Genomic DNA, 18,854 nt, shown 5'->3' with positions numbered 1-18,854 from the left:
AAAAAGTTCGCTATTTCAGCGTGTATCCATCCAAGTTGTTGTCTTTATCGGCAATAGGAAAGTGTGGATAACTTCAGGCTAGGGCTGGCCAGCCATGTGCAGGGAGAGTGTATATAGGAGATACACTAACAATATTTTCTGCTGACCATGGCATAGAAATGCTGTTGCCAATAATAATGATATTGAAAGTTTGCTAGCTGAATGAGTGTGTTAAAAAACTCTGCAGAAGATCTATACAGTCCTCTCGCTGCTGTTTATTGGTATTGGCAAACCCTAATACCAGGCCATGGTTCAATGACTTGTCGGGATAGAAAAAAGAAAGTGGCGTGCTACCGAAGCGGTGTTCGGCTAATTGCTTTGACAGTTCTAGGTCATTCCTGCCGGGCGTGGCGAGTACCACGTGCATTCCGGCACTACTTGCGATGAGTTGCGCCTGGGGTTCCAGTTTATCTCGTGCCAAATCGCAAAAATGCAGCCATTTTTCCCGATAGTTGATGCGCATTTTACGCAGGTGTCGTACGAAGTGTCCCTCGTCAATAAAGTCGGCCACAACCGCCTGGGCAAGTAGGGGGGAGTGGCCGGAGAGTATTTCCTTTGCTCGAGCAAATGCCTGTACAAAGGGTTTGGGAACGATTATGTAACCTAAACGCAGGCCGGACTGCAGGCTTTTACTGAAGCTGCCCATATAGATAACCGGGGTATGCTCTGCCATTCCCTGGAGAGCGGCGACAGGTTTGTGCTTAAAGGAAAATTCGCTGTCGTAGTCATCCTCTAAAATCCAGCATTGCGTCTTGCTGGCCCAGTCCAACAGCTTTAGCCGTTCACTGGCAGGCATGACTCCGCCCATGGGGTACTGATGGGTTGGCGTGGTGTAGAGGACTTTGCCATGCAGTTTGCTTTTGGTTAGTGCATCCACGTCTAAATAGCCGCTTTGCAATTCGGCCAATGCCAATTTGGCGCCGCAGGCTTGAAACACCCAGCGGGCGCGGCGGTAGCCAGGGTTTTCCATGATGGCGGTATCTCCGGGGCCAAGTAGCACTTGTGCGCACAGGCTCAAGGCTTCCTGGGCGCCATTGGTTATGATGATCTGGCTTTCATCACAGAGCACTCCGCGGCAGCTGCGCAGGTATTCTGCCAGTGCCTGGCGCAAGGGTGGATGGCCCTGGCTGTGTCCATAGCCAAGTAGTGGAAACCTATCTTTGTGGCGCCTATAGAGTCTGGACCAAATAGATAAGGGAAAGGCATTGAGATCCGGTATACCCGGTGAAAAAGGTAGAGATACGCCGCTGTCGGTTTTAAATGCCGTGGCAGTCTGCAGCTTTTGGCCAAGGGCTGAGAGCCCTGGTAAGGGAGCTGTACCATCGGAGTCCTGGGAATGCCATGCCTGGTACTGTGGCTTCTGTACGTAAGCGGGCAGGGCGCTAGATACAAAAATGCCCTGTCCGACATGGCTGGTAACAAAGCCCTCGGCTTTGAGTTGTTCTAGTACCAGCGTGACGGTATTGCGGCTGATATCCAGCGAGGCAGATAGTCTGCGTGAGGAGGGAAGCTTGCAGCCGGGCGCCAACCGGCCGCTACAAATCCACTCCACCAATCGGCGATATAGCTGGGCCTGTAGGGGGTGCTCAGGGTCCAGGATCAGGTCGGCTAAATCCGGGTTATTCAAAACTGGCACCATAAGTTAGCTAAAACTGGATCTAATCAGGGTACCAGTAACTCCCTATATTGGCGATATAGCTTGTTTAAATATCGTTATGGGAGCTTTCTGAATGGATACTTCAAATTCCTTAAAGAGCGATTTTTCGGTTACGGGAAAGAGCCGGGTGCGCCGGGCCGCCAAGAGGGCGAGTTATCGTCGCGAGGATATTTATCGTTTGGTCGATGAACTGAAGCTGGGGCATATTGGTTTTACCCAGGATGGTGAAGTGATTGTTATTCCCATGACGGTATGGCGCCATGGGGACTTTTTGTATTTTCATGTGCCCAATAAAAGCCGTTTACAGAAGTTACTGGAATCGGGGCAGCAGGTATGTATTTCTTTTGCCCGCTACGACGAGTGGGTGCTGGCCAAGTCCGCGTATCACCATAGCGCCAACTATCGCTCGGTTGTTTTGTTTTGTCGTGGTGAGCGGGTGCAGAATCCGAAGGAATTTGACACGGTTTTTGCATCCATCATTGAGGATATTGAGCCCGGCCGTTGGAGTCAGGTGCGCACTCCCAGTGTGCAGGAACGCAAGGGTACGGCTTTGATGCGCCTGACCATAGAGGAAGGTTCTTTTAAGAGTCGCAGAGGGGCGCCATCAGACAATAAAGAAGATCTCGATTTACCGGTCTGGAGTGGCACCAAGCCTGCCTGTCCGTTTAGTTAGCATTTATCTGCGGTGAGTTCAGATCTCTTTTGGTAGGGTGCTATCGTTAACTGAATTTTTGAAGCTGGAGAGATCGATTATGGCAAGCATGTCCTCGTTATCGTCATCCATGCCGATTTCTACAAAGCCAAAGCTGGAGTAGAAATCTTTGGCTATTGGGTTTGTGGGGTTATAGCAAATCTCTATCTGTTTGATATTGGGTGTTTGCCTGATCTCATGCAAGGCTAGCTCCAACGCAGTTCGGCCTATCCCCTTTTTCTGGTGTTTCTGGTCAACCATAAAACGCCATATAGAGATTTTTTCATGGTTTTCCTTCACCCACATTAAAAAACCAACAGGACTTTCCCCAGAATAAATAGCGCGGGTTTCATATTCACTATTGAACTGTGACTCTACCAGTGACCACATATTGCAGGCGACATATTTCTGCTGTTCCTTGGAAACATCTAGATCGCAAACTGCTTCGTAATTGTCCTTGGTTATCGGTTGCAGAAAGGTGACCATTGTTAATTCTTAAACCCCATTACCTAGGTCCATTTGAATGATTTACGATTCACTTTGTTTTTTTATCGTTTTTAGAGCAATCTGTAAACTATCTTGATCAGCGGCCTCAATATCTGGCTTTACCCCATGCCCTTCCCAATTAATCGGACCTTTAGCCAGTGTAGAAATCGGGCGGCTATTGGGAATGCCAATCTCAAATCCAAATGGCAGGAATTGAGGGGCATCTATCATATGGGCCCCACCGGCGCTGGCACTGCCGATAATTGTGGCCCTGCCCAATTGTTGTAGAGAGAAGGCAATACTCTCGGAGGCGGAAAAGGATCGGTTGTTAATTAAGATAACCAATGGTCTTTCCGTGCCATAGACTGGCCAGGGTAGGGAGCTGATACGCTTCGGTTCTATTTTCGTTTCTCTGCTCTCTATCACAAAAGGGAATGATAGAGAGCTGTCAATAAAGGATTTAAGAATAGCATTTGCAGTATCTTCGTCGCCCCCGCCGTTATCGCGTAGGTCCAAAATCAGACCGTCACTATGCTGGACCAGAGTAAATGCTGCTCCCAAAGTATGCTTGGCATTTTCAAAAGTATGGAAAGAAGAAAGGGATATATAGGCAATATTCCCAGGAAATATTTCAATTTTCTTTACGCCATAATTATTTTTTGGGGCTGCGGCTCGCCATTGCGCTATCCAATTGTTGGATTTCTCTTTGTCACCAATATGTTCCAGGTAGAAATGTTGATCACCGGAGAGTTTGCGAATTTTTTCAGTGATTATTTTGGAGAAGGCTTGGGTGTCATGGCAATGCTGCTCTAGTTCAGTAGAGTCAGAGATTGCAGCGAGTTTTTCCGATAGGGAATGTGCTTTATCGGACAGTACATATTGATCCTTAATCGCGGCGGATGCCGCTTTAATAATCGTGTGGGTATTAAAACGGCATTTTTCTTCGGCCTGGCTTGAATGGGCGTAAAGCAGTAAGGGTAGGGCCAGGATGAGGGCTAGAGAAGATTTCATCGCTTTTTTATCTCCGCAGGTATTTGCCCCTGTATTCGATCTTGGAAGGGATGTTTTTCCAGGGCGTTAATGGCGGTGTCCAATAGGTCTGACAAAGGTATGGGTAATTCTGTGTTGAGTGTTTTTTCTGCATATACAGTAGCTAGCCAGTGCGCTTTTAAGCGTGGCAGGAGCAAAATACCTTTGCGAGTCAGGCGAACTCTGCGTTCCCTTGCATCTGAGCCGGTCACTAATTCCACCAGCCCTTGCGTCACCATATCTTTAACGGTCTGGCTAACGGCAGGTTGGGACAATCGTGCACTGGCTACAATCTCGCCGATCGTGACGTCCCGCTTATGCATGAGTGCGCGCATTACCGGTGTATAGCGCGGTTTGTAATGCTCTAGGCCGCAGGCGCTATAGCTTTTACTGACGTCGCCATCCAGTAGCTCAAGCAAGTGCCTTAGGCGAGTTCCCAATTGGCTGTAGTGCATGCTCAGGTTTTTATATAAGTGATTATATAAATGACTATATATCGTCGCGGGATAAATGCAAATAGCGGCTTGGTAGTTTTTTCGGAGTGTGGGGGTTGAGAGCCCACACTCAGTTTGAAAGCCAATTGTAGGTGAGTCGCCAAATAGAGCTACTGAAACATAAACTTCATATTTTTTTCATCGAAATTTAGGAATTCCCCGCCACTCTTTCTGCCGCTTAATCCGAATCGGGTAACTGGGAAATAAGACAATGAAAGAATTTGGCTTGGCTGCTCTGGCAGCCCTGGGTCTTCCACTAATGGCTGCAGAGGTCCAAGCCAGCGATCTCATTATCTCGGAGTACATTGAGGGCAGCGGTAATAATAAAGCGTTAGAAATTTTTAATGGCAGCGAAACTGCGATTGATTTGAGCGATTACGCTATCCAGCTTTTTTTCAATGGAGCCGATAGCGTCTCTGCGAATATTGCGCTGAGTGGCTCCCTGCAGAGCGGTGCGGTATTTGTCTTGGCCCACGGCAGTGCCGATACGGCGCTACTGGATCAGGCCGACCAGGTTTACACCAGTGGCCTGTTTAATGGCGATGATGCGGTAGCGCTGGTAGGCCCCAATGGTTTTGTCGATGTGATCGGCCAGATCGGCACAGACCCCGGAAGCCAGTGGGGCAATAGCAGTCTCGGCACACAAAACCAAACACTGGTGCGCAATCTGGATGTAGGCGCTGGCCGCAACGATGGCAGCAATGCCTTCGATCCCGCTCAGGAATGGACCAGCTCGGGCCTGAATAGTTTTGCCCATCTCGGTTGGCACGGCGCTGACGATGGCGGTAATGGTGGCGGCGATGACCATGGCGGTGTTGAGCTGGGCGCCTGTGGTGATACCGCCACATTAATTAGCCAAGTACAGGGCGGTGGATCGGCAAGTGCATTCGAAGGGGAGCGCCACGAAATTGAAGCGGTGGTCGTCGGTAATTTCCAGGACCCCAATACCGGCCTTGCCGGTTTCTTCCTGCAAGAAGAAGATGGCGATCAGGATGGACTGGATACCACTTCCGAGGGGCTGTTTATCCATGACAATGCCTTCGGTGTGGATGTACAGTTTGGTGACCTAGTGCGTGTTGGCGGTATTGTCGATGAGTTTTACGAGTTCACCGAACTGAATCAGGTGGATGGCGTCAGCATTTGCGGCAGTGGTTACCAGGTAACGGCGGCCAATGTGCAGATGCCATTTAGCTCAGCAGAAGAGCAGGAGCAACTCGAAGGGATGCTGGTTGAATTCTCGCAGAGTCTCACCGTCAACGGCCATTACAATCTGGGCCGCTATGGCGAAGTAATTTTGTCCAATGGCCGCCTGTATATTCCCACCCACAATAACAGGCCCGGCGCAGCGGCAGCGGCACAGGTGGAAGCCAACGCGCTCAACCAGATTATTCTGGACGATGGCTCCACCGTACAAAACCCTGAGGAAATGCCCTATCCGGCGTCAGTGCTCAGCGCTTCCAATACTCTGCGCAGCGGCGACACCCTACAAGGGCTGACCGGTGTTATGGGCTATGGCTTCGGCGCCTACCGTGTGCACCCGGTGGAAGTACCACAATTTAGCCCGGTCAATTTTCGCGATGAAGCGCCGATTTTGCCGGGTGATGGCAGTCTGCGCGTAGCCAGTTTTAACGTGCTGAATTATTTCAATGGCGATGGCAATGGGCGTGGTTTCCCCACTGCGCGTGGTGCCGATACTCTGGAAGAATTCGAGCGTCAGAGAGCAAAAATTATTTCCGCAATTCTGCGTATGGATGCGGATATTGTCGGTCTGATGGAAATTGAGAACGATGGCTATGGCACGGACAGCGCCATACAGGACTTGATTAATGGACTGAACAGCTCAACCTCAGGGCAGAGCTACCAGTTTGTGCAACCGGACCTTACCCAACTCGGCGATGATGAAATCGCTGTGGGCATGATTTACCGCAGCGACCGTGTTATGCCAATCGGTAGCACCGTTACCTTGCAGGATTACCCCTTCGATCTTGGCAACCGCCAGCCGCTGCTGCAGGCATTTGCCGAACTCTCCTCTGGCGAAGAGCTCGCCGTGGTGGTTAATCACTTTAAATCCAAGGGCAGCTGCCCAAATGATGGCAGTCTGAATGGCGACCAGGGTGATGGCCAGGGGTGTTGGAATGCCCTACGAACCCAGGCTGCGGATGCCCTGGTGAGCTGGGTTGATGGTGATCCCACTGGAACTGGAATCGACCGCATACTAGTGCTGGGCGACCTCAACAGCTACGCCATGGAAAACCCCATTAGCGTCTTGAAGGGGGCCGGTTATACCGACCTACTCGAATGGTATGGTGCCGGTAAGGCTTACTCCTATGTCTATAACGGCCAGTCTGGCTACCTTGATCACGCCCTTGCCAGTCCTTCGCTGGCTCCGTTAGTTACTGCCGCGGTGGATTGGCATATCAATGCTGATGAACCGCGTGTGCTCGACTACAACACTGAATACAAGAGTGCGGAGCAGCAGGAAAATCTCTATTCCACCGGCCCTTACCGCGCATCCGATCACGATCCCTTAATCGTTGAGCTGGATCTGGGTGCAGGTAACCTGGCGCCGACGGCAGAATTCCACTGGGAATCCGAAGGGTTGCTGGTCAGCTTTATCGACAACAGCCGCGATATGGACGGGGAGCTGGTGAGTTGGTTTTGGGATTTTGGCGATGGCGCAAGTAGTACCGAACAGAATCCCGGCCACAGCTTCGATAGTGCAGGTAGCTATTTGGTACGGCTTCAGGTGGAAGACGACCGCGGTGTGCGATCCATACAGGAGCAGATCGTTGAAGTAAAAGAAGATCTGGCTTCACTGCAAGCTAAATTCAAACTGCAGCGTTTTTTCCGCTGGATTTTGGTGGAAGATCGCAGCCAGTACAGCGGAGATAACAAACTGCAATATCAGTGGGGTTTCGGGGATGGAGTGCAGCGTCGTGGGCGCTGGGCGTTACACCGTTACGCGCAAACCGGCAAATACGAAATTACGCTCACTGTGAGTGATAGCGAAGGCGCTGAGGATAGTGTTTCTCAAGAAGTAAATATTTCTTTGCCACGCTGAATTATTTTGATTTTTAACTAATAATAAATATTCGGAATATTGCTCAGCAGGTTTTTGGTTCCAGCTGGGCAGTGCCGGTGTTTTACAAGCATGTAGCTTTTCCCTAGAAGCGAGTGGCCGCACCCTGGTGGTGCGGTCTTTTTTTTTGCTCGTCGCTGTTTTTCACATTTCCCCCAAAATGACCTCTGAGCTCCACCCCTGTTATTTGCGACCATACTGGGACTACAGGATTAATGGGGAATATGAATTTTATGTCGAGAACATTCGAAAATCTTAAGGGGCTGAGCCTGGAGTGGACTGGCACTCATTACTCCAGGGAGGGAGATTTTCCCGACCTTTCCACCCATATTGTCAGTTACGAAACAGAGACCAGTTGTTATATCACTTCCCCTGGAAAGCATTTGGGGGAAGCCCGTTATTGCTACGAGCCTCTGGGAGTGCGTATGGCCACATTGATTTATTGGCCGGAGATTTATCAAGGCAGGCGTGGGGTGGTTCTGTATGCCATGTTGGATTTTGATCTGATGATGGATCGGGCCGTGATTGTGCATAATGACCACCCCCTGGCGATAGCCAATGGCAGCTTTCGGCTAGTAGATACCCCGGAAAAACCCAGAATAATCTAAAGCCACAAAGGCATATTATAGGGGAGGGACCAGAATGCCTACACATGAAAAAATCAACTATGTGGAATTTCCATCCAGTAGTTTAGAGAAAACCAAGGCTTTTTTTGCCGAGGCTTTCGCCTGGGAGTTTACAGACTACGGTCCAGAATATACGGCGTTCTCTAATGCAGGCCTCGATGGTGGATTCTTCCTCGCCGAGCAGCAGAGTAAACCCGCAAACGGCGCAGCGCTGGTAGTTTTATACAGCTCTGATTTAGAAGATACTTTGCAAAAAGTCGAGCGCTGCGGTGGTACCGTGGTGAAGCCGGTTTTCTCCTTTCCCGGCGGTCGACGTTTTCATTTTACCGAGCCCAGTGGCAATGAGTTCGCGGTTTGGTCGGATAGGGAAAAGTAAAACGAATTAGTGAAATGCATCGAATAAAAAAGCCCCGTTGTTAGTTGGGGGTTTTTTAAGTCCGGGCAGTGAGTTTTTAAATTACGCTTTAAGCTATAAATCCAGTTTCATGGCCACTAAGGTGCTAATAGATATACACAGCGCCGCTAGCTGAGGCGGAGTTATCCTGCTAGTCACCATTGATACCGGTGGCGCCGCTATCCTCACCCAGAGCTACTACTGCCAAATTTTTGTCATCGCCACTAAGGTGCAGCGTACTGCAAAAAGAATCTTCCGCATCAGTGTTGCTGGCTTTAAGGTAAGCCTTTTGTCGCCAGCCATCTTCATTGCGTACAAAAATATACACCGCGCCAGAATTACTTGCGCTATTATCGTTCTCATGGCCATTTATGCCTGTGGCTTCACTGGGAGCGCCCACAGCTAGGGTCCGGCCATCGGTGCTAAGGCTTACAGCTCGACCAAATCGATCCTCAGTATCCATATTAGTTGGTTTGAGATGGCCAATACTGTCTACCAAGGCATCGCTTATAGAGAGTATCCCTGAATCACTGCATTGCTCTTGCGCCCCTTCGCCAATGCAGGCTTGCAGCATATATTGTGCATTAGTGCGGTCATATAACGCTGCCTCTATTTCTAATGCCAGGGTTTCACTGCCCTGGGAAATATTTTCTGCAACCGGGCTAAAACCGGAGACGCCATCGGTATTTTCCAGCAGGTGGTAATGGCTGGCCCCCTCTGTATCGGTCCAGTTGCAGCGAAAAATCTTAACCGCCTCAAAGCTTAAAGTGAGATCTTTTGCCTGCCCTGGTTTGGCCGGGGTGTCATCTTCAGTTGAGGGATTCTCTGTTTCTGGTGGGGCATCGGCCACTGGCGGATTTTCTTCTGTGGCACTGTCGTTATCACTACTATCCGATCCGCCGCCGCTACAGGCGGAGACTAGCAGAGCAAGTAAGACGAACTGAATGGTTTTATGTCGGGTTCTTCGGTTAAGCAGTTATGGAATCTAGAACTGGGTTTTGGGTATTGATACGAAAGAAGTAGATATATATAAGCCCCCGGCTTTATCCGAGGGCTTCAGGCCTAGAATTCAGTTTCTCAGGCGGTAAGGCGTTAGTAGATATACACCGCCCCGCTATCTAATACGGAGTCATCCTGTTGATTACCCCCGATACCGGTGGCGTTACTATCTTCCTTCCGAGCCCCTACAGCGAGAGTCTGGCCATCGGCACTGAGGCTGATTGAGTGACCAAAAAGGTCTGCTCGACTTGCATTGCTGGCTTTTAAATAGGCTTTCTGCTGCCAGTTATTTTCACTACGAACAAAGATATACACGGCTCCACTGTTATCTGCGGAATTATCCAGCTGGTCACCGCCGATGCCGATAGCACGACTATTTTCGTATGGAGCCTCTACCGCAAGGATTTGGCCATCGGCACTTAAACTCATTGAGTTGCCAAAACTGTCATATTCATCTGTATTACTGGCCTTAATGTAGGCTTGCTGTTGCCAGCTATCTTCAGTGCGGGCAAAGATATATACGGCTCCGGATGCATTAAGACTATTATCGCTCTCATCGCTATTAATGCCGGTAGCGCTACTCTTTTCTCTTCTAGCACCTACCGCGAGAGTCAGGCCATCGGCACTTAGGCTGAGTGCTCCACCAAATCCATCTCCTTTATCGGTATTGCTGGCTTTAATGTAAGCCTGCTGTTGCCAGCTATCTCCACTGCGTGTAAAGACATAAGCAGCTCCAGAACCTGAAGCGCTATCATCGTTTTCATCGCCATTGATTCCGGTGGCACTGCTGCTTTCATTCGAAGCTCCTGCCGCCAGGGTCCGTCCATCGCCACTAAGGCTGACCGAGATACCAAAATGGTCATAGGAATCCGTAGTATTAGCTTTGATATAGGCTTGCTGTTGCCAGCTGTCTTCATCGCGATCAAAGATATAAACGGCCCCGGTTCCCGATATTTCATTATCTTGTTGATCACCATTGATACCAGTGGCTGCGCTCGATTCTAGGGGAGCTCCCACAGCTAAGCTCTGGCCGTCGGCACTTAGGCTTAACGAGTTGCCAAAGGTGTCGTCTGCATCGGTATTACTGGCCTTTAGGTAAGTCTGTTGCTGCCAGGTATTTTCATTGCGGGTAAAAATGTAGACTGCGCCGGACCATTTAGCGTTGTTGTCGCTCTGATCACCATTAATACCAGTGGCTTTACTGCGTTCCTGGGCTGCTCCTACTGCGAGGGTATGGCCATCAGCACTGAGGCTAAGGGCCCGGCCAAAACGATCATCAAAACCTGTGTTGCTAGCCTTGAGATAGGCCTGCTGTTGCCAGCGGTTTTGATTGCGGGCAAAGATGTAAACTGCCCCGGAATTAGTTGCATCATTATTGTTTTCATCGCCATCAATACCGGTGGTATTGCTATCTTCATTATCAGCGCCCACAGCCAGGGTCTGGCCATCGGCACTAAGGCTTATCACTCCGCCAAATAGATCCTCGGTATCGGTATTACTCGCCTTGAGGTAGCCAATGCTGTCAGCCAGAGTATCGTTAACAGAGAGTATTTCTGAATCAATGCACTGTTCCTCGGATTCTTCGATAGTGCAAGTTTGCAGCATATATTGTGCATTGGTGCGGTTATACAACGCAGCTTCTATCTCTAATGCTTGGGTTTCAGTGCCCTGGGGAATATTTTCTGCAACCGGGCTAAAACCAGAGACGCCGTCGGGATTTTCCAGCAGGTGGTAGTGGCTGGCCCCTTCTGCATCGGTCCAGTCGAAGCGAAAAATTTTAATTGCTTCAAAACTTAAAGTGAGATCTTTTGCCTGCGCAGGTGTGGCCGGGGTGTCATCTCCAGTTGAGGGATCTCCTGTTTCCGGCGGAGTATCGCCACCCGTTGAGGGCGCGTCCGCTACCGGTGGGGTTTCTTCAGCGGTAGTGTCGTTATTGCTGCTACCTGATCCGCCACCGCTACAAGCGGAGAGCAGCAGGGTGATAAAAGTGAGCTGAATGGTTTTACTGAGCATGATTTTTAATGGTTGTGAACTTTGGCGTTTTATTATGCAAATAGTTCCTTCCGCAATTCAATTGCTCATCACGATAGTGATTGGATTTTTCTGATGGGGTTTTCAAAATCAATATTTTTATTTTTTGTTGATTGACTTTTGGTTGTTGATGTTTTCGGCTTTGAAAGCTGTGTTTTGGGTGAGTGGTTATCAATGGCATCCGTTTATAAGGGTTTTATACTATTGCCTCATTTTGTTAATTGGTACACCTGGGGTGATTTGTTTTTTATTTGTTGGGTCGGTGTATTGCTGAATTGTTCTTTTTTGGGTGAGTTTTGGAAGTACGGCCAAGAGGTCAGTTTGGAGTTAAGAGTAAGGCTGGGAAGGGGATTGTTGTATTATTTGGATCGGTATGAAACCTTGAAAGGCTTATGGTGTTGGTATTCATAAAGTAAGCGCAAAAAAAAGCCCCCGATTTTATTCGGGGGCTTTTTTGATTCAGGGTAAAGATTTTTTCTTAGCCTTTAAATTCAGTATCCAGCTTCTTTTCAATCAGCTGCTTTTTCAGTTTGGCATACTGGGGTACGCCGTTTTTATAGGGAGGGTAGTCCTCACCCTGAATCAGTGGCAACAGATACTCGCGACCGGCTGCGGTAATGCCGAAACCGTCTTCGCTGATATAGTCTTTTGGCATAAATTTTTCCACGTTGGCCACTTCAGATAGCGGCGCTTCGGCGATAGACCAGCTGTACTCTTCACCCTCTGCGCGAATAATGGCCGGCATAATCGCGTTTTTGCCGGCTGCCGCCATTTCCACGGCGGCACGGCCCACGGCGTAGGCCTGCTCTACGTCGGTGGCGGAGGCGATATGGCGGGCGGCGCGCTGTAGGTAGTCGGCCAGTGCCCAGTGGTATTTCAAGCCCAGCTCGCTCTTGATCAAATTGGCGAGGGTCGGCGCTACGCCGCCCAGCTGTTTGTGGCCGAAGGCATCAGTGGTGCCGGCGTCGGCGAGGAAGGTGCCGTCTTCGTACTGGGCGCCTTCGGAGGCGACAATCACACAGTAGCCTTTCTCGTCCACGGTCTTCTGTACTTTGGCCAGGAACTTTTCTTTGTCGAAGGCCACTTCCGGGAACAGGATAATGTGTGGCGCATCGCCTTCTTCTTCTTGGGCCAGGGCGCCGGCAGCGGCAATCCAGCCGGCGTGGCGGCCCATGACTTCCAGAATAAAGACTTTGGTCGAGGTGGCGCACATGGAGGCCACGTCCATGGCGGCTTCCTTAGTGGAAACCGCGACGTATTTGGCTACGGAGCCGAATCCGGGGCAGTTATCGGTCAACGGCAGGTCGTTATCCACAGTCTTGGGGATGTGGATGGCCTGGATGGGGTAGCCCATGGTCTCGGACAGCTGGGATATTTTTAGGCAGGTGTCGGCGGAGTCACCGCCACCGTTATAGAAGAAGTAGCCGATGTCGTGGGCCTTGAACACTTCGATCAGACGTTCGTACTCGGCGCGGTTCTCTTCCAGGCTCTTTAACTTGTAACGGCAGGAACCGAAGGCGCCGGAGGGGGTGTGGCGCAGTGCGGCGATATCTTCCAGGCTCTCCTGGCTCACGTCGATCAGTTCCTCGCGCAGTGCGCCGAGGATGCCGTTGAGTCCCGCGTAGACTTTACCGATTTTGTCCTGGTTCTCACGGGCAGCTTCAATTACGCCGCAGGCGGAGGCATTGATTACGGCAGTCACACCACCGGACTGCGCGTAAAAGGCGTTCTTCTTCGACATGGTTATCCTGTTTTCATAGAAATCTTGGGAGGTGACCCGATCCGGCGGTTCATCAGGCACTCTTAGGTTGGTACCTGTGGGGAACTCCGGGAGCTCGTATCGGGTGTCGGCCACTGCTGGAAAACTCCTACCACCCTACTGGGGGTGAGGCCGATCTGTGCGGGGGCGGAGTCTAATGGAATAGCGAATAAATTGCATGGCAAACGGGGTATTTGGCAATTACTGCCCGGTTTCGCCATGTTAAGCTTGCGCCGCAACCTCGAGGAGTACAGATTTCCGCCATGCATATCCACATTTTAGGTATTTGCGGCACCTTTATGGGCAGCCTAGCCCAGTTGGCTGTGGCCGAAGGACACCGGGTCACCGGCAGCGACGCCAATATCTATCCGCCCATGAGCACTCAATTACAGCAGGCGGGTATCCAGATCACCGAGGGCTATGACCCCGGCCAACTGCAGCCGGCGCCGGATCTGGTCATTGTCGGCAATGCCATGTCTCGCGGTAATCCCGCCGTGGAAGCGGTGCTGGAACAGGGGCTGCCCTATACCTCTGGTGCCCAGTGGCTGTGCGACCACTTTCTCGGCGGGCGCTGGGTGTTGGCGGTGTCTGGCACCCACGGCAAAACCACCACGGCCAGTATGCTGGCCTGGATTCTGGAAGTGGCGGATATGCGACCGGGCTTCCTGATCGGTGGCGTACCGGGGAATTTCGGGGTGTCGGCACGACTGGGGGAGTCTCCCTTCTTTATTGTGGAGGCGGACGAATACGACACCGCCTTTTTCGATAAGCGCTCCAAGTTTGTGCACTACCGTCCGCGCACGGTGATTATCAACAACCTGGAATTCGATCACGCGGATATCTTCGATGATCTGGCGGCAATCCAGCGGCAATTCCATCATCTGGTGCGTACCGTACCGGCAAATGGTCTGATTGTTGCCGCTGCAGAGGAAAATATTGAACAGGTACTGGAGCAGGGCTGCTGGAGTGAAGTGCAGCGCTTCGCTAGCGAAGACCAGCAAGATATCGGCGCCGGAGACTGGCGCGCGGTGGATATCGCTGCGGATGGCAGTAGCTTCTCCGTACAGTTGGAAGGGGCCGAGGTGGCGCGTGTGGAGTGGGATCTCACCGGTATGCACAATGTGCGCAATGGCCTCGCGGCCATGGCAGCGGCCCGGCATGTGGGTGTGGTACCGGCGCTGAGCGCCGCCGCGCTGGGCCGATTCGAGGGGGTGAAGCGCCGTATGGAGTGCCTCGGTGAAGTGGCCGGTATTCGCGTATACGATGACTTTGCCCACCACCCCACGGCAATCGAATCCACTCTCAGTGGGCTTAGAGCCAAAGTGGGCGAGGACAAAATCATCGCCCTGATCGAACCGCGCTCCAACACTATGCGTATGGGCGTACACCAGAATCAATTGGCGAATGCCTGCAGCGGTGCCGATATGGTGCTTTGGTATCAGCCCCAGGGTATGAATTGGTCTCTGGAAGAGGTTACCCATCACTCCCCGGTACCCGCAAAGATTTTTGACACCATTGAAGCTGGGGTGGAATCGGCCCTACAGCTCGCCGGTGAGGGCAGTCACCTGGTGGTGATGAGTAACGGCGGATTTGGCGGTATTCACCAGCGCCTGATGGGGGCCCTGGAACAAAAATACAACCGCCCAACTTAATCAACATCGGTGACCACAGCCGATGGCTGTGGTTGCACAACTGAGGGATCAACCTTGCCGCCCACTTTCGATCAAACCGTCACCCTGGCGATGACCGGGGCCTCCGGGGCCCAATACGGCCTGCGCCTGCTGCAGTGCTTGCTCGCCTCTAATGTGCGTGTGTGGCTGTTAATGTCCGATGCGGCACAGGTGGTTATCAATACCGAGACTGATCTGCTCTTGCCCGAGGGGGATGATGAAACCCTGCAGGCTTTTCTCGCCGATCGATTCGCGGCAAAAGAGGGTCAGTTAACCCTTTTTGGCAAGCGCGACTGGTTTTCCCCGGTGGCCTCCGGCACAGGCGCCCCGGCCAGTATGGTGATCTGTCCGGCCAGCGGCGGCACGCTCTCGGCGGTCGCCTGTGGGGCCTCGAATAACTTGATCGAACGCGCTGCGGATGTTGCCCTGAAAGAGCGCCGCCAGCTGATTTTGGTTCCGCGCGAAGCGCCCTATTCAGAAATCCATCTGGAAAATATGCTCAAACTTACCCGTATGGGCGCGATGATCCTGCCGGCCAGCCCCGGCTTTTATCAGAAGCCGCGCACGGTTGAGGATATTGTGGATTTTGTGGTGGCGAGAATGCTCGACCAGTTGGGCGTGGAACAGAAGTTACTGCCCGCCTGGGGTGCGTAGACCTCTGAGGGGGCGAATACCGTGAAGCCGAGTATAACTATTCATTATTGTGTGTAGTGCAACTGGATGTTGCGGGCTACCTGGATGGCCCAGGAGTTGCTTTATACCTTTGCCGATGACCTCCAGGAGGTTGCATTACAACCCGGAACTGGAGGAGTATTCGAAATCCACATTGGTGAAAATTTGATCTGGGAACGCAAACGCGATGGCGGTTTTCCCGGAGCAAAGGAACTGAAGCGGCGCGTGCGGGACCTGCTGTTTCCCGAGCGCGACCTGGGACATATCGATACTCCCTGAAAATATTTCCAATAGCGCCGTGTAAACGCAAATTTTGTATTTGCACCAGCACCGTCGGGGCGATCAAAATATGCGCCGCATCGCGGCCCACTGATTTATTGGATAGAAGCGGAAACTTATGCTGTCAGCTTTCAAGAATTGTTACGAATACCTGGTGACCAAGCGGCCTGTGGCTGTATTGGTGGTGATCGGCCTGCTCACACTGCTGGCGGCACTGGGCTTGCCCCGCTTCAAGATCGACGCCTCGGCCGATTCCCTCACCTTGGAAGCGGACAAATCCCTAGATTACTTCCGTGAGATTGCCGAGCGTTACGCCAGTGGGGATTTCCTGGTAGTTACCTACCGCTATAAAGACGGCGACCTGTTTAGCGATAGATCTCTGCAAACCCTGAGCAAGCTGCGCGACGAGCTCGCCGGGGTGGATGGCGTTTCCAGTGTGCAGACCATTCTCGATGTACCGCTGCTGTACAGCCCCAAACTGTCCCTGACCGATATTACCGACGAGATTCGCACTCTGTCGCAGTCGGATACCGATCGGGACCTGGCCCGCCAGGAGTTTCTCTCCAGCCCTATCTACCGCGAATTGATCCTGAGCCCCGATGGCCAGACCACCGCGTTGCTCGCCAACCTCAAGTTGGATAGTCGCGGTATTGAACTGGTGCGCGAGCGCGATGCCCTGCGCCGCAAGCGCAATAGCGAGGGGCTTTCTGCGGAGGAAACGGCGCGCCTTGAAGAGGTGAGTGCCATTTATCTGGAGCACCGCACTATTCAGGAGCAGGAGGCGCACAAGCGAGTGGCTACGGTGCGGGCCATTCTCGCCGGTTACGATGGCGAGGCGGAGTTGTTCCTCGGCGGTGTGACCATGATCACCGCGGATATGATCTCGTTTATCAAAAGCGATCTGGTGGTGTTCGGGGTAGGTATTCTCGCTTTCATTATCCTTACCTTGTTGTTGATCTTCCGCCAGCCGCGCTGGGTAATGCTGCCACTGCTCACCTGTGTCACCACCGCGGTAATGATCCTGGGGCTGTTCAGCTGGCTCGATTGGCGTATGACGGTGATTTCTGCGAACTTTGTGGCACTGTTGCTGATTATCACTCTGGCCATCACTATCCACCTTGCGGTGCGCTACCGCGAATATATTGCGCAAAACCCCCAGTGGGGGCGCCAGGAACTGGTGCTGCAGACCGTGCGCTTTATGGCTAAGCCCTGTCTTTATACGGCTCTGACCACGATTGTTGCCTTTGCCTCACTGGTGGTGAGCGGTATACGCCCAGTGATCGACTTCGGCTGGATGATGACCCTGGGCGTTACTCTGGCCCTGATATTGTCTTTCCTGATCATTCCCAGCTTTTTGATGATTCTGCCCAAGCGCCAGGGCAAGGTGAGCGAGGATAATTCCCACGCGTTTACCCTGCGTTTTTCCAGCTTTGCCGAGCGCCATAAGTTTGTGGTACTCGGGGTTTCCCTACTGGCTGCGGTGGTTAGTGTGGTGGGTATGTCCCGGCTCAAGGTGGAAAACCGTTTTATCGATTACTTCGACGATTCCACCGAGATTTATCAGGGCATGCTGGTGATCGACCGCCGCCTGGGTGGCACCGTGACTCTGGATATTATCCTCGATAAACCCGAGCAAGAAGAGCCGGCCTTTGAGGGCGAGGAAGATCCTTTTGCGATGGAAGCGGAAGAAGATCCGTTTGCGGTGGAAGAGGACCCCTTTGCCTCCGAGGACCCCTTCGGCAGCGAAGAGGCGGCCCCAGAGCAGAGCTACTGGTTTACCGTGGCCGGCCTCAGCACGCTGGAGCAATTGCACGATTACCTGGAAGAGCAGCCGGAGATCGGCAAGGTGCAGTCCCTGGCCACGCTGTATAAGGTGGCCCGCGATCTGAAAGGCGGTCAGCTCAACGACTTCGAACTGGCGGTGGCCAATACCAGCCTGCCGGCAGAAATCCGCGGTGTACTGGTGGACCCCTACCTCTCGGTGGAGCACAACCAGGCACGCATCACTCTGCGTGTGATGGAAACCGACCCGAACCTGCGCCGCAGTGAGTTGATTGAGCGTATTTACGACTACGCCCACAGCGAAATGGGCATAGCGCCGGAAAATATTCACCAGACTGGCTTGCTGGTACTGTACAACAATATGCTGCAGAGCCTGTTCAAATCACAGATTCTGACTCTGGGTGCGGTGTTTGTGGGCATTCTGTTGATGTTCCTGGTGCTGTTCCGCTCCCTGTCGATCGCCATCATTGCGCTGGTGCCGAATATGCTGGCGGCCTGTGTGGTGCTCGGGGGTATGGGCCTCGCCGGTATCCCACTGGATATGATGACCATCACTATCGCCGCGATTACCGTCGGTATCGGCGTGGACCACGCGATCCACTACCTGTATCGCTTCCGCGCTGAGTTTGCCAAAGATGGTAACTACCTGGCCACCATGCACCGCAGCCATGCGACGATCGGTCGCGCCATGTTTTATACGGCGATCACGATTATCGCCGGCTTCTCGATCCTGGCCCTGTCCAAGTTTGTACCGTCGATTTATTTTGGTCTGCTGACGGCGCTGGCGATGTCTGCGGCGCTATTGGGCTCACTCACCCTGTTGCCATTATTGCTGGTGATGTTTAAGCCCCTGGGAGCCAAAGCCAAAGCCAAAGCCGAGGTTGAGGGCGAAGCCGAAATGCCCGAATCTGCCGCCGGTGCCTAAATAACCACGGTGAATTTTTGAAAATAAAGCAATCGGATCTATCCCCAATGTCAGTCAGTAGGCTTAACTGGCTGGCATTTTCTTTTTAAGGGGCATTTGTAGTTCGCAGTGAGGAGGTTGGTATCGGCTTCAGAGAGTGCTGGGCGACAGGGTAGGTAGGATTTGCAGCCTGATTGAATTACATAAAAAAATCCGGAATCCCCGCTGGGAATTCCGGATTTTTCTTGCCCGATCAGTGAAAG

15 protein-coding genes are annotated in these 18,854 nt (G+C 52.1%); 8 read left to right on the top strand and 7 right to left on the bottom strand.

Annotation, left to right across the window (positions count from 1 at the left end):
* Nucleotides 1-193: 193 nt before the first annotated feature.
* On the bottom strand, nucleotides 194-1,666 hold the full coding sequence (gene pdxR, locus ACCI51_RS00355; RefSeq protein WP_371842197.1) for a MocR-like pyridoxine biosynthesis transcription factor PdxR: 1,473 nt from the start codon (nucleotides 1,664-1,666) through the stop codon (nucleotides 194-196).
* Nucleotides 1,667-1,769: 103 nt separating this feature from the next.
* On the opposite strand from pdxR, the gene ACCI51_RS00350 reads away from it, so the two are divergent.
* Complete coding sequence (locus ACCI51_RS00350) at nucleotides 1,770-2,369, top strand: pyridoxamine 5'-phosphate oxidase family protein (RefSeq protein WP_371842196.1); 600 nt, start codon at nucleotides 1,770-1,772, stop codon at nucleotides 2,367-2,369.
* Between the two features lie 18 nt (nucleotides 2,370-2,387).
* On the opposite strand, the gene ACCI51_RS00345 is transcribed toward ACCI51_RS00350, so the two are convergent.
* From ACCI51_RS00345 to ACCI51_RS00335, 3 genes are read right to left on the bottom strand one after another with little or no spacing between them, the layout of a single operon-like run.
* Nucleotides 2,388-2,873 carry a GNAT family N-acetyltransferase gene (locus tag ACCI51_RS00345; RefSeq protein ID WP_371842195.1) on the bottom strand — a complete coding sequence of 162 codons (486 nt, stop codon included), beginning with the start codon at nucleotides 2,871-2,873 and terminating at the stop codon, nucleotides 2,388-2,390.
* 42 nt (nucleotides 2,874-2,915) lie between these two features.
* Complete coding sequence (locus tag ACCI51_RS00340; RefSeq protein WP_371842194.1) at nucleotides 2,916-3,884, bottom strand: S41 family peptidase; 969 nt, start codon at nucleotides 3,882-3,884, stop codon at nucleotides 2,916-2,918.
* The gene (locus ACCI51_RS00335; RefSeq protein WP_371842193.1) at nucleotides 3,881-4,357 is read right to left on the bottom strand and encodes a MarR family winged helix-turn-helix transcriptional regulator; all 477 of its coding nucleotides are present in this window, start codon (nucleotides 4,355-4,357) and stop codon (nucleotides 3,881-3,883) included. Before ACCI51_RS00335 ends, ACCI51_RS00340 begins: the two co-directional genes overlap by 4 nt.
* Nucleotides 4,358-4,607: 250 nt before the next feature.
* On the opposite strand from ACCI51_RS00335, the gene ACCI51_RS00330 reads away from it, so the two are divergent.
* From ACCI51_RS00330 to ACCI51_RS00320, 3 genes are all read left to right on the top strand, one after another.
* Nucleotides 4,608-7,457: an ExeM/NucH family extracellular endonuclease gene (locus ACCI51_RS00330; RefSeq protein WP_371842192.1), complete on the top strand. Its 2,850-nt coding sequence runs from the start codon at nucleotides 4,608-4,610 to the stop codon at nucleotides 7,455-7,457.
* Nucleotides 7,458-7,708: 251 nt separating this feature from the next.
* Entirely contained in the window at nucleotides 7,709-8,083 is a 375-nt protein-coding gene (locus tag ACCI51_RS00325; RefSeq protein ID WP_371842191.1) for a hypothetical protein, read from the top strand.
* 34 nt (nucleotides 8,084-8,117) lie between these two features.
* Nucleotides 8,118-8,477 carry a VOC family protein gene (locus ACCI51_RS00320; RefSeq protein WP_299589215.1) on the top strand — a complete coding sequence of 120 codons (360 nt, stop codon included), beginning with the start codon at nucleotides 8,118-8,120 and terminating at the stop codon, nucleotides 8,475-8,477.
* 169 nt (nucleotides 8,478-8,646) lie between these two features.
* On the opposite strand, the gene ACCI51_RS00315 is transcribed toward ACCI51_RS00320, so the two are convergent.
* The 3 genes from ACCI51_RS00315 to ACCI51_RS00305 all read right to left on the bottom strand — a co-directional run bounded on the left by ACCI51_RS00315 (nucleotide 8,647) and on the right by ACCI51_RS00305 (nucleotide 13,266).
* A complete protein-coding gene (locus tag ACCI51_RS00315; RefSeq protein WP_371842190.1) occupies nucleotides 8,647-9,345 on the bottom strand; it encodes an FG-GAP repeat protein in 699 nt (232 codons plus the stop codon).
* A gap of 242 nt (nucleotides 9,346-9,587) precedes the next feature.
* Nucleotides 9,588-11,507 carry a histidine kinase gene (locus ACCI51_RS00310; protein WP_371842189.1) on the bottom strand — a complete coding sequence of 640 codons (1,920 nt, stop codon included), beginning with the start codon at nucleotides 11,505-11,507 and terminating at the stop codon, nucleotides 9,588-9,590.
* Between the two features lie 496 nt (nucleotides 11,508-12,003).
* On the bottom strand, nucleotides 12,004-13,266 hold the full coding sequence (locus ACCI51_RS00305; protein ID WP_299585461.1) for a 6-phosphofructokinase: 1,263 nt from the start codon (nucleotides 13,264-13,266) through the stop codon (nucleotides 12,004-12,006).
* 281 nt (nucleotides 13,267-13,547) lie between these two features.
* Between ACCI51_RS00305 and mpl the strand changes: the two genes are divergently transcribed.
* The 4 genes from mpl (at nucleotide 13,548) to ACCI51_RS00285 (ending at nucleotide 18,612) form a co-directional block, all read left to right on the top strand.
* Nucleotides 13,548-14,936: a UDP-N-acetylmuramate:L-alanyl-gamma-D-glutamyl-meso-diaminopimelate ligase gene (mpl, locus tag ACCI51_RS00300; protein WP_299585451.1), complete on the top strand. Its 1,389-nt coding sequence runs from the start codon at nucleotides 13,548-13,550 to the stop codon at nucleotides 14,934-14,936.
* Between the two features lie 90 nt (nucleotides 14,937-15,026).
* On the top strand, nucleotides 15,027-15,608 hold the full coding sequence (locus ACCI51_RS00295; protein WP_371842434.1) for a flavin prenyltransferase UbiX: 582 nt from the start codon (nucleotides 15,027-15,029) through the stop codon (nucleotides 15,606-15,608).
* Nucleotides 15,609-15,674: 66 nt separating this feature from the next.
* Nucleotides 15,675-15,905 carry a SelT/SelW/SelH family protein gene (locus ACCI51_RS00290; RefSeq protein WP_371842188.1) on the top strand — a complete coding sequence of 77 codons (231 nt, stop codon included), beginning with the start codon at nucleotides 15,675-15,677 and terminating at the stop codon, nucleotides 15,903-15,905.
* 118 nt (nucleotides 15,906-16,023) lie between these two features.
* Nucleotides 16,024-18,612: an efflux RND transporter permease subunit gene (locus ACCI51_RS00285; RefSeq protein ID WP_371842187.1), complete on the top strand. Its 2,589-nt coding sequence runs from the start codon at nucleotides 16,024-16,026 to the stop codon at nucleotides 18,610-18,612.
* Nucleotides 18,613-18,854 lie beyond the last annotated feature (242 nt).

The sequence above is a fragment of the Microbulbifer echini genome (assembly GCF_041447225.1).
Classification (GTDB): Bacteria; Pseudomonadota; Gammaproteobacteria; order Pseudomonadales; family Cellvibrionaceae; genus Microbulbifer; species Microbulbifer echini.
This window is presented reverse-complemented; position numbering and strand designations above follow the sequence as displayed.